This window comes from Nocardia sp. NPDC004068 (genome assembly GCF_042874315.1).
GTDB lineage: Bacteria > Actinomycetota > Actinomycetes > Mycobacteriales > Mycobacteriaceae > Nocardia.
Genome location: NZ_JBIAMW010000022.1, coordinates 79,497 through 91,105 on the forward strand (window position 1 = coordinate 79,497; position 11,609 = coordinate 91,105).

Annotated in this window: 6 protein-coding genes and 2 pseudogenes; 4 read left to right on the plus strand and 4 right to left on the minus strand. The window is 67.3% G+C overall.

Annotation, left to right across the window (positions count from 1 at the left end):
- Positions 1-158 precede the first annotated feature (158 nt).
- Positions 159-2,054, minus strand: a complete 1,896-nt coding sequence (locus ACFYTQ_RS35530; protein ID WP_387370438.1) for a potassium transporter Kup — start codon at positions 2,052-2,054, stop codon at positions 159-161.
- A gap of 331 nt (positions 2,055-2,385) precedes the next feature.
- Here ACFYTQ_RS35530 and ACFYTQ_RS35535 point away from each other — a divergent pair, with 331 nt between their 5' ends.
- Entirely contained in the window at positions 2,386-3,330 is a 945-nt protein-coding gene (locus tag ACFYTQ_RS35535; protein WP_387370430.1) for a DMT family transporter, read from the plus strand.
- Positions 3,331-3,362: 32 nt separating this feature from the next.
- Here the strand turns inward: ACFYTQ_RS35535 and ACFYTQ_RS35540 are convergent, their stop codons facing one another.
- Positions 3,363-4,628 (minus strand): hypothetical protein, encoded by a 1,266-nt coding sequence (locus tag ACFYTQ_RS35540; protein ID WP_387370440.1) that lies wholly within the window; start codon positions 4,626-4,628, stop codon positions 3,363-3,365.
- A gap of 305 nt (positions 4,629-4,933) precedes the next feature.
- Between ACFYTQ_RS35540 and ACFYTQ_RS35545 the strand changes: the two are divergent.
- Both ACFYTQ_RS35545 and ACFYTQ_RS35550 read left to right on the plus strand, forming a co-directional pair.
- Positions 4,934-6,210, plus strand: a pseudogene (locus tag ACFYTQ_RS35545) (NRAMP family divalent metal transporter).
- 475 nt (positions 6,211-6,685) lie between these two features.
- Positions 6,686-8,113, plus strand: coding sequence for a DUF1003 domain-containing protein (locus ACFYTQ_RS35550; protein ID WP_387370432.1), 1,428 nt, complete (start codon positions 6,686-6,688; stop codon positions 8,111-8,113).
- 70 nt (positions 8,114-8,183) lie between these two features.
- Here the strand turns inward: ACFYTQ_RS35550 and ACFYTQ_RS35555 are convergent, their stop codons facing one another.
- Together ACFYTQ_RS35555 and ACFYTQ_RS35560 are read right to left on the minus strand one after the other, a co-directional pair.
- Positions 8,184-8,306: a hypothetical protein gene (locus ACFYTQ_RS35555; RefSeq protein ID WP_387370434.1), complete on the minus strand. Its 123-nt coding sequence runs from the start codon at positions 8,304-8,306 to the stop codon at positions 8,184-8,186.
- 287 nt (positions 8,307-8,593) lie between these two features.
- Positions 8,594-10,603, minus strand: a complete 2,010-nt coding sequence (locus tag ACFYTQ_RS35560) for an APC family permease (RefSeq protein WP_387370436.1) — start codon at positions 10,601-10,603, stop codon at positions 8,594-8,596.
- 435 nt (positions 10,604-11,038) lie between these two features.
- Between ACFYTQ_RS35560 and ACFYTQ_RS35565 the strand changes: the two are divergent.
- A pseudogene (locus ACFYTQ_RS35565) lies at positions 11,039-11,592 on the plus strand (hypothetical protein); the annotation flags it as partial.
- Between the last annotated feature and the right edge of the window lie 17 nt (positions 11,593-11,609).

Below are 11,609 nucleotides of genomic sequence, written 5' to 3' on the forward strand. Positions count from 1 at the left end.
GGCGAAGCACGATCCACAAGCGCGACACGCCCCCGGACGAACGCCGTCGCCGAGGGGATCTCATGCGGCTGATGAGGTCCCGATACGTCGCGGCCACACTGATCAACTGCGAGGGTGTGGCCGTTGACGAGGCATCGCTCCGGTTCTCGCGGCTCGCTTCAGAGTTCGATTTTCGATCCGATGATGATGGTGCGATCTCGGGGCAGGCCGAAGTGGTCGGCGGCGTCGGCGGTGATGTAGGAGGTGGCGATGAACAGGCGTTTGCGCCACAGCGCCATGGTGGGCGCGGGGCCACGGCGCAGTTCGATGGTGGACAGGAAGTAGGTGGCGTGGTCGAGGTCGAGCGGGCCTTCGGTGTCGCCCGGATCGACCAGCGCCAGAGCCGCTGGGATGTCGGGGGTTTCCATGTATCCGTAGCGGGCGGTGACGTGGGTGATGCCGTCGTCGTCGACCCCGAGATGGTCGAGCGCGACGCGGTCGGCGTCGTGGACGCGGGGCATCGGCTCGGTGCGGATGGAGACGATCACGATGTGCTCGTGCCGGACGTGGTTGTGCTCGATGTTGGCGCGCAGGGCCAGCGGGACGGTGTGTTTGCCGCGGTTGAGGAAGATCGCGGTGCCGGGGACGCGAGTGATCGGCGCTGTGCCAGTGGCGATTTCGGCGATGAATTGCGGCAGTGGACCCTCGCGGCGGAGTCGTTCGGCGCTGACGAGTGCGCGCCCGCGCTCCCAGGTGGTCATGATCGTGAAGGCGGTCAGCCCGATCAGCAGGGGCAGCCAGGCGCCGTGTAGCAGCTTGGTGAGGTTGGCGGCCACGAACAGCAGATCCAAGCTCACCAGCGGCGTCACCCCGAGCGCGATCATCCAGCGCGGGACATGCCAGCGGGCGTGGGCGAGGTAGAAGAACAGCAGGGTGGTGATGGTGATGGTAGCGGTGACGGCCATTCCGAAGGCGAACGCCAGCGCGGTGGAGCTGCGGAACGCGAAGACCAGGGTGAGTACCGACACCAGCAGCAGCCAGTTGATCCACGGCACATAGATCTGTCCGATCGTGGATTCGGAGGTGTGGACGATCCGCAGTCGCGGCAGATATCCCAGCTGTGCGGCCTGTGCGGCAACCGAATACGCGCCGGTGATGACCGCCTGCGAGGCGATCACCGTCGCGGCGGTGGCCAGCAGCACCAACGGCAGCCGCGCCCAGCCGGGGGCGAGCAGGAAGAACGGGCTGCTGATATGGGCCGGGTCGTCGAGAATCAGTGCGCCCTGCCCGAGATAGCTGAGCGCGCAGGCGGGGAACACCAGCAGCAGCCAGGCCCGGGTGATCGAGCGTCGCCCGAAATGGCCCATATCCGCGTACAGCGCTTCGGCGCCGGTCACCGACAGCACGATCGCGGCGAGCGCGAAAAACGCGGTCCCGAAATGATGTCCGAGAAAGCCGAGCGCGTAGGTGGGCGACAGCGCGCGCAGGATCGCCGGATGCCGGGTGATACCGGCGACGCCGAGGGCGGCGATGGTGGTGAACCAGATGAACATCACCGGACCGAACATCCGCCCGACGACCGCGGTCCCGCGGCGCTGCACCAGAAACAGCGCCGAAATGACGCACGCGGTCAGCGGCACGACCAGGTCCTTCAGCGACGGCTGGACCACCTCGACGCCCTCGATCGCCGACAGCACCGAAATCGCGGGGGTGATCATGCTGTCGCCGAAGAACAGTGCGGCGCCGAGGATTCCCAGCGCTGTCAACCAGGCGGCGATCCGCCGCTCGCCCGGTGCGCTCCACCGGCGGATCAGGGTGATCAACGCCATGATCCCGCCCTCGCCGTCGTTGTCGACGCGCATCGCGAGCAGCACATAGGTGACGGTCACGATGATCACCACCGACCAGAACACCAGTGACACGACGCCGAACACGTTGTCGGCACGCACCGGCACCGGATGCGGATCGCCGGGATCGAACACCGTTTGCAGCGTGTAGATCGGGCTCGTCCCGATGTCGCCGAACACCACACCGAGCGCCCCCACCACCAGCGCCCACCGCGCGGTGTCGGCCATCGCCGGCGCCCCGACCTCCTCGACCTCACTGGCGGGACCGCCACCGACCGTACCTCGCACCCCGGCCATACCGCTGCTCCTCGTCGACTCACACCGATCCTGGCTACCCAGCGGACGATACCGGCGGCGGCCGCGCCCGTCAGGCCGCCACGGCAGCGGTCCGGCTCACCCGAGTGGCGCGCAGGCGGGGACGGCCCGAAGCGTGCCGCGTCTTGCATCCGCGAAGGGCGGAGACGCGAAACCGTCTCGCGCACAAACGAACTGGCGGCGGGCGGTTTCGATGCACCGGGTCGCGGGTTTGGTGGGGCGGTTCGCCGGTTAGCCGGGACGTATGCTCGCACATCATGTGACCGGCGTCGTCCATCGTGGCGAGGCGGTCGAACTGGCGGTGGCCGCGGCGGCGTGTATCGCGGTGGGCGCGGTTGCGCGCCAACGTATTTGCGCGACGGCGAGCGAGCGGGGCGCGGTGGTGATCGGATCGGCGGCGCGACAGCCGATGTGGTGGGCGGGTACGGTCGCGGGCTTGGCCGGGTACGGTCTGCAGGCCGCGGCGTTGGCACGGGGTTCGTTACTGGTTGTGCAGCCGCTGTTGATGTTGTCGTTGCTGTTCGCCCTGCCGTTGTCGGCGTTGCTGGCCGGGCGGGCGGTCACCGTCGCACAGTGGGCGTGGGCGGCGGCGTTGACTGTGGCGGTGGCCGCCGTCGCGGTGCTGGGCACTCCGCAGCGGGGAAGTTCCCACGCTCCCCTGAGCCGGTGGGTGCTGGTGGGCACGGTCGGTGTGGTGCTGGTGGCGGGGTGCTGGTACGGCGCGCGGGGTGGTCGAGGGCCGCGACGAGCGCTGCTGCTGGGAACGGTGTCGGGGGCGTTGTTCGGGGTCGCGGCCGCGCTCACCAAGGGCGTGATGGCCACCGCGACCCATCACCCGTCCCGGCTGGCGAGCTCGCCAGAGGTGTATGTGCTGATCGTGGTCGCGGCGATCGCGATCGTCACCCAGCAGGACGCCTACAGCGCGGGCGCGGTGGAAGCGTCGCTGCCCGCCGCCACCGTCGCCGAGCCGATCGTGTCGCTGCTGCTCGCGGTCACGGTGCTCGGCGAATCGCTGCGGCTGCGCGGCTGGGAGGTGGCGCTGCTCGTGTCCGCCCTGGCGGTCATGGTCGCGGCATCGATCGCTCTCGCGGTCACCTCGGCACGCGCCGACCGCCCGGCCGGTGTGCGAGAAACCATCCGCCCTGTGGCACAAGGGCTTTCGCGCTCCGCGGAACAATACACGAACTGACCCGCGGGGCGCGCAACCTCCCTGCGCGGCGTTCAGCCGTTGTAGCGGACCGTCAGGAAGTTGTCGCCCTGCCGCGGGTCCGCGGTACTCCCGGCCACGACGATCCTTCCGTCGCGTTGCACGACGACGGCGTTGCCATGCTCGGCGTTGCCGCCCAGATCGGTCGAAACCTTGCCGCCGGTACCGAAACCGGCGTCGGGCTTGCCGTTCGCGGTGTAGCGGGCGAGGGCGATGTTGTCGCCTGTGGTGGTGCCGTGGCTGGTCCCGGTGGCGACGAGCTTGCCGTCCGGGGCGACCGCCAGTGCGTAGGCGATGTCGGCCTTGCCGTCGAAATCGGTCGACACCCTGCCGCCGTCACCGAATGCGGTGTCCTGCTTGCCGTCTCGGGTGTAACCGACGAGGACGAAATTGTCGCCTCGGCCGGGGTCGTGGGTGGAGCCCGCGACGATGATCCGGCCGTCGGCGGCGAGCGCGACCGCGTTGGCGTGATCGGCTCGGGTACCCAGATCGGCTGATACCTTGCCGCTGTCACCGAAATTCGGGTCGAGGACGCCCTCGCCGGTGTAGCGGGCCACGGCGATATTGTCGCCGGTGACGGTGCCGTGACTGGTACCGGCCACGACGATCTTCCCGTCGGACTGGATCGCCACCGCGGCGGCGACGTCGGCCCTGCCGCCGAAATCGGTCGACACCATCCCGTCGCGGCCGAACCCGGGGTCCGGCTTACCGTCCGGGGTGTAGCGCAGCACCACGAAGTTGTCGCCCTGGGCCGGATCCGGATCCCGTGTCGAGCCCACCACGACGATCTTCCCATCGGGTTGCAAGGCAACGGCGTTGGCTCGATCGGCCTGGGTGCCCAGATCGGTCGACACCCGCCCTTCCGCACCGAAGCCAGGGTCCGGCTTGCCGTCGGCGGTGTAGCGGACCAACGCGATGGTGTCGCCGGTGGCGGTGCCGTGGCTGGTGCCGACCGCGAGGACCTTGCCGTCGGATTGGATCGCGACCGCGTTGGCGATATCGGACGTGCCGCCGAAGTCGGTCGAGACCTTGCCGCCCTCGCCGAATCCGGTATCGACCTGCCCGTCGGGCGTATAGCGCACCACGGCGAAATCGTCACTCGGGCCGCCGCTTTGGGTGGAGCCCGAGACGAGGATCCTGCCGTCCGAACCCACCGCGACCGCCCGGGCCCGATCGGCGCCAGATCCCAGATCCGTGGATATTTTGCCGCCGGAACCGAATCTGACATCGAGGGTCCCAGCCGCGGGGGCGGTCGAGTGCGCGCTCGAACAGGACGCCACCGCCAGCGCGGTGAGGAGCCCGAAACCCCAGCGGCACAGTGTTGCTCCAGTCGATCGGGTCGCACTCAGCAATGCAGCTACCTCATTTCGATAGGTTCGACGACGGTAGAGCGATTGTTCGGTGACGAGACCACGAGCATCGACAAGTATGACCGCGGACCACCGTCCGGTCGCCGAACCGGCCCGTTACCACCCCGCGCTCGGCGTGTCCGAGGTCGGAGTCGCACGACGACGTGCACGCGGAATTCGCGTCGCCGTGACCCACACCACATCCTTGAGAGAGAGCCTAACCTTACATTGAGTGAATGAGCATGAGCGCACCGCCGTCGACGCCACCTCGCCCGCGTGAACCAGGCGGTCGCCGGTGGCGGCATCTCGGCTTCTTCGCCGTCTGAGGGCCTGGGCTGTGCGTAATGCTGGCCGATACCGACGCCGGATCGCTGATCACCGCCTCGCAGTCGGGTGCGCAGTTCGGCTATCGCATGATTCTGCCGCAGGTCATCCTTATGCCGATTCTGTGTGTGGTGCAGGAGATGACCGTCCGGCTGAGCCTGGTTACCGGTAAAGGCCACGGGTTGCTGATCCGGGAGCGATTCGGGCGGGGGTGGGCGTATCTGTCGTCGACGACGCTGTTCGTGTCGGTGATCGGCGCCCTGCTGACGGAATTCGCGGGTGTGTCCGGCGTCGGCGGACTGTTCGGAATCTCCAAATGGCTCACCATCCCCGTCGCCACGGTCTTTCTGCTCGCTCTCGCGATGACCGGAAGTTACCAGCGCGTCGAACGCATCGGGATCGCCCTCGGGCTGGCCGAGTTGGCGTTTCTGCTGGCCATGGTGCTGGCCAAGCCGGACCTCGGCGAGGTCGGTCGCGGCCTGTTGTCACCGCCGCTGCACGATCCGGACTATCTGAAACTGCTGGCCGCCAACGTCGGCGCGGTGATCATGCCCTGGATGGTGTTCTACCAACAGCGCGCGGTGATCGACAAGAAGCTTTCCCCACCGTGATCCGGCAGGCTCGCCACGATACGGCCCTCGGCGCGGTACTGACCCAGCTGCTCATGATCTCCGTGGTCGTCGCGGTCGGCGCCACGATCGGCCGATGGAATCCCAGCGTCGCCCTGACCGGTATCGGCGATATCGCCGACGCGCTGACGCCTTTCCTGGGCGTTTTCGGTGGCCATGTCTTGTTCGGGCTGGGCATGATGGGTGCGGCACTGGTCGCTGCGATCGTGTCTTCGCTGGCCGGCTCCTGGGGCCTGGCCGAGGTATTCGGGTGGAAGCACACCCTCAACGAACGGCCCGGTCGCGACACCGCGAAGTTCTATCTGACCTATGCCCTGGCCGATCTCATCGGCGCCGTCTTTGTCCTGGCCAGCCTGGATCTGGTGAACCTGGCCGTCGACGTCGAGGTGATGAACGCGCTGCTACTACCGGTCGTGCTGGGTCTGCTGCTGCTCCTGGAAGCCAAAGCCCTTCCGCCGCAATGGCGCATGCGCGGACCGTACAAGTTCACGGCATGGCCTCTGTGCGCGGCCGTCATCGCGTTCGGGCTCTACATGATTCCCAGCACTCTGCACGGCTGAGCGCACCGCTCGGCCGAAGTGGTTGTCTCGCAACATACATCGACCGATTTGGCATCCGGCCGGGCGGGCGTCAGCAATGCTGGGTCAGCACCTCGCTAGGTGAGGCTCCTGTACGAACGACACCATCCGCGACCAGAACTGCGACACCTGGCGCACACCGGCCCGCGACACTCTCGAACGCCCAGCGTTTCTCGCCGCTGCGCACTGTGGGGATGGTCGCCCTGCGCGGCTATGCGCTCATCGCCGTGGCCCGTGGTGGGTGTGCGGATCATCCGATCCTCAGCGGCTGACCATGATTCGCCGGACACTTGGGCGCTGGTACCCCGACCGTGCCGACCGAGCACAAGCGCCGCTGGCGATCCGACGGCGAGCGGTGCGATGTTCGCCGCCGGAGAGGTCCACCGGCCCCTGCCGATAGCGTGGTCGCGAACTACCGTGGGGCGTCAGAAAACCCTGGGCCGAGGAGGCTGAAGCGTTGAGCAGCGAGAGTCAGGGGACCGACCCGCACCCGGCCTCGCCGGTGCTGATCGCCGATGAGCGGGTCGGCGTGAACGATGCGGTGGCCGCGGCGGTGACCCGCTGGGTGGGGTCGATGCCTGCCCTGTACGTGGTGCTGGTGGTCTTCACCGGGTACATGGCGCTGGCGACATGGTGGGATCCGCTGCATCGGGTCGATCCCTATCCCTTTCCGTTCCTGCTGTTCTTGAACAACGTCGCGCAACTGGTGTTGTGCCTGATCATCCTGGTAGGCCAGCGGGTACTCAGCGCGGCCGCCGACCGGCGTTCGGTGCAGACCTATGAGAACACCGAAGCCATCTTCCGGCAGGTCGCGGACCTGCAAGCGCACCTGGACCGGCAAGATCGGGTATTGAGCCGAGGTCTGAGCCTGCTCGACTCCAGCCCGCATCCCTGGATCGAGCAGCACCGGGTGCAGGATCCGCCGCAGGCCGCCGATCAGACGGTCACACTCAACGACCGGGTGGCGGTGTGGCTGACGGTGCGACTGGGCAGCGTGTGGGCGTTCTACCTGGCCGCGGGCACACAGATGGCCTGGATCGCGCTGGCGCAGACCGGGATTCAGCGATTCGACCGGTACCCGTTTCTGTTCATGACGTTCCTGTCGTCGCTCGCGCAGCTGGTGTTCATGATCGTGATCATGGTCGGGCAGGGCGTGCTGGGCCGGGCGGGTGACCGCCGTTCGGAGCAAACCTTCCTCGACGCGCGGGCGGTGTTGTACGAATGCCGGCGGATGACCCAGCGGCTGACCGCACAGGACCGCGTGATCGACAGCCTCACCGGCTACGTCACCGGCCAAGTCACCGAACAACTCGCGCAGGCGGTGCACGCCACGCGCGAGCGGGTCGCGCATCAGGCGCGCGTGCACGAGGCGATGACCACCGGCAATGCCCCCGCCGAGGCCGAGGTGCTCCAACGCTGGCAAGACCTGTCCGAAGCGCAGCGGCACGCCCATCGGATCCGGGCCCGCCGCATCGGGGAGAACCTGGCCGCGATCGGCTGCTTCATGGTGCCCGCCTTCGACCCGGCTCTCGAGGTGCGCTTCGACGATGAGGAAGTGCAGACATTGGCACGGCTCGAATACGAGCGCTGGATGGACGACAAGATCGCCGCCCGCGGCGGCGCGCTACCCGAACGGGCCGACCACGACGACGCCCTGCCCCTACCCTGGAACGACCTACCCGACGCCGCGCGCGTCCGGCATCTGCAAGCCGCGCGCCGGATCCCGGTTATGGTGGCACAAGCGGGATTTCAAGTACTGCGCGGCACACGCGACGACCCGCCCGCCCCGCTGCCGCGCGGCACCCTCGCGCACGCAGGCGACCCAAGACACTCCAGCGTGACAGACCCGGGTCACCAGATCCTGCGGCACGTTCGATCGTGGTAGCGGCTGTCACGGCGGTGCGCCCCGCTGCGGGTCCCCCGATGCTCCCGGTCCCGACGATCCTGCCGACGCGCTACACGACGACGGCGTCGCCGTGGTCGACGTTGCCGCCCAGATCGGTGGAGACCTTGCCAGGCGTCACCGACTGTGCCCGGCTCGTCGTCTCGGATGTGGCCGACGAGGACGAAGGTGTCATCTCGACCGGAATCAGGGGTGTCGCGGTCAGGCCGAGGGCCGTCTCCGCGTGCTCGCGCCGACGCTCGGGCGCGCGTCCGCGGTGATGAGGGGTCGCCCGACACCAGTCGCGCCGTGACACAGGAGGTGACGGAGGAGCTCGATTGCGGAGAGACTAGGCCTGCGGGCGGCCTCCCCCGTCGCTCCGGCCGGTCAAACCGGCTTCGGCGGGCGCGGGCGTCCGCCGTCGCGACAGGGGTGAGGGGCATCGCATTCCCGATGGGAGAGCAGGCGAGGCCCTCTCGGCTCTCACGATCTTCGGGAATCGAGGGTTTTGGTGATGCCGCGCCGGATGTCACCGGGGGTGTGTTCGATACGGGCGTGATCGCGATGGCGGGTGGAGCGCAGTTGCCAGGGGACGCTGGTCACCATGACCGCGGGTTCGAACAGCAGGCGGGCCTTGAGGCGTAGGGAACTCTGGTTGTGCAACAGGTTTTCCCACCAGCGGCCGACGACGTATTCGGGGATGTACACGCTGACCACGTCACGGGGATGAGCCGTCCGGAGGCGTTTGATGTAGTCGAGGACCGGGCGAGTGATTTCCCGGTACGGGGATTCGATCACTTTGAGCGGGATCGCGACCTCGGCGTGTTCCCATTCGCGGGCCAATTCGCGGGTATCGGCGTCGTCGACGTTGACGGTGATCGCGGTGAGGCTGTCGGGGTGAGTGGCGCGAGCGAACCCGATCGCGCGCTGGGTCGCTTTGTGCCAGCCGGACACCAGCACGACCGCGTGCACTCGTGCGGGCAGCATGAAACCGCTGTCGTCGGGGCGCAATTCCGCCCGGACCGCCATGTAGTGGCGGTGAACGAGATACATGACGATCACGAGCACCGGGATCGCGACCACCACGAGGTAGGCGCCGTGGGTGAACTTGGTGACCATGACCACGACGAGGACGACACCGGTGAACACCGCGCCGAAGGCGTTGATCAGCCGGGCGCGATGGATGCGGCGGCGTTCGGCCGCGGCCGTCGTGGCGGCGAGTTCGCGGTTCCAGTGCTGGACCATCCCGGCTTGGCAGAGGGTGAACGAGGTGAACACGCCGACGATGTAGAGCTGGATCAGCCGGGTCGCCGACCCGTCGAACGCGTAGATCAGCACACCGGCCACGACAGCGAGCAGCAGGATGCCGTTGGAGAAGGCCAGCCGATCGCCGCGCGTGTGCAATTGGCGGGGCATGTACCGGTGCTGGGCGAGAATCGAACTCAACAACGGGAACCCGTTGTAGGCGGTGTTGGCGGCGAGGACGAGGATCAGCGCGGTGGTCACCATCATGTAGTAGAAGACGATGCTGTCGCCGCCGAACACCGCCGCGGTGATCTGCGCGATGACAGTGCGCTGCGGATCGGCGTCGCAGTCGCCGACGAATCCCACGAGATCGCAGGTGTTCTCGGTCACGCGGACGTGCGTGATGATGGCCAGCGCGGTCACACCGGCGAACATGGTGATGGAAATGACTCCCATCGCCGCCATCGTGCGAGCGGCGTTGCGTGCCTTCGGTTTCCGGAACGCCGGGACCCCGTTGGATATCGCCTCGGCCCCGGTCAACGCCGTGCAGCCGGAAGAGAACGCGCGCAGCACCAGAAAAGCCAGGGCAGCAGTGGACAACCCGGCCTGCTCGGGACGGATGTCGTAGTGCGCGCTCTCGGCGACCGGGGCATCACCCCACATCGCCTGCCCGAGACCGACGACGATGGTCAGCAGGATCCCGAACACGAAAGCATAGGTGGGGATCGCGAAGGTGCGCCCGGACTCACGCACACCCCGCAGATTCATCGCGGTGAGAAACACGATGAAACCGATGTTGATCGCCACCCGAAACGGATTCAGCTCCGGTACGGCGGAGATGATGTTGTCCACCCCCGCGGCGACCGACACGGCCACGGTCATCACATAGTCGACCAGAAGCGCCGCCGCGACGACCAGCCCCGGCAGCCGCCCCAAATTCTTCGACGCCACCTCGTACGAGCCCCCGCCGGACGGATAAGCGAGCACCACCTGCCGATACGACAGCACCACCACCGCCAACAGCACAACGACCGCACCCGCGACCCACGGTGTCAGGTGCAGATACGCCAACCCACCGAGGGTGAGGATCAGCAGGATCTCCTGCGTCGCATACGCGACCGACGACAGCGGGTCGCTGGCGAAAATCGGCAGCGCCAGCCGTTTCGGCAGCAGAGTATCCCCGAGCCGGTCGCTACGGAACGGACGGCCGAGAACCACTCGTTTGGCCAGGTCAATCGGTGAAACCACGATAAGTCACCTTATGTCCGCGCTCCGCGCCGCGAAGAGCTGCACGTCGTCAAGAATCCGTAAAAAACGCTGAGCCCTCGACCCGGCAGCGGCTCGCTCACACCACCACATCGCCACACCGGAACGCCGGTTCACTGAGGGGCCCGGCCGTCACCGGGGCAGGACGGACAGGGCTGGCCTCGTGAACGCGGGGAAACGCAGGCGATAATCTGGCACGACTCGGGGGACATCTAGATTCCACTACTCGAGAAGGTGCTGCGCCCGGTCCTGGTCTTCGGTGGACTCGCCATTCTTGCTCAGGCTGGGTGGCAAACGGGACCCGCTCAGCTCAACAGCTTCGACCTCTCCATGAGCGCGTTGTCGTCCGGTGCGGAGGGCGGGCCGGGGAAACGGACCAAGAGCAATCCTGGCACCGCGCCCCGGTCCGACCCCTACATCGTCGGGCTCAAGCGCTCGGCGATCGGCACGCTCGTGGAACGATTGACGCGGCTCACGATGCTTATCCACCTGCTCCCGCGTGGGCGGCTATGGGCTCGTTCCGCGGACGAAGAACAGGCCGCCCTGGCCCGGTTACGCCGCCGCCACGATGGCCGACACCCTCGCGACAGCCATCTCCGAAAGGCACCGACCTATCCCGCTGGGACGCAGAGGAAGTCCAAGCGATCGCGCACACTCTCAATACCAGGCCACGAAAGACACTCGACTGGAAGACACCCCGCCGGAGCGTTCGATGAACATCTACGATCACTCCAACAAGCTGATGTTGCGACCACCGATCGAATCCAGCAATACACATCCATAGCCTTCGCTGAACGGCTCGCTGAAGCCGGGGTCCAGCCCTCGGTCGGGCGGTCGAATCGTCCTACGACAACGCACTCGCCGAGACGACCAACGGTCTCTACAAGACCGAACGGACTCACCGGGAGGCTTCTATGTTTGTCAAGTCGTCGCGTTGGCCTGCGTCAGGGTTCGGTGGATCTGCCGCGTGACATACCGTTTCAGGCAT

Bases quoted from the DNA above. Each gene is read 5' to 3' on its own strand.
- ACFYTQ_RS35530 (WP_387370438.1), bottom strand. From the start codon at position 2,054: ATGGCCGACACCGCGCGGTGGGCGCTGGTGGTGGGGGCGCTCGGTGTG.
- ACFYTQ_RS35535 (WP_387370430.1), top strand. From the start codon at position 2,386: ATGCTCGCACATCATGTGACCGGCGTCGTCCATCGTGGCGAGGCGGTC.
- ACFYTQ_RS35555 (WP_387370434.1), bottom strand. From the start codon at position 8,306: ATGACACCTTCGTCCTCGTCGGCCACATCCGAGACGACGAGCCGGGCA.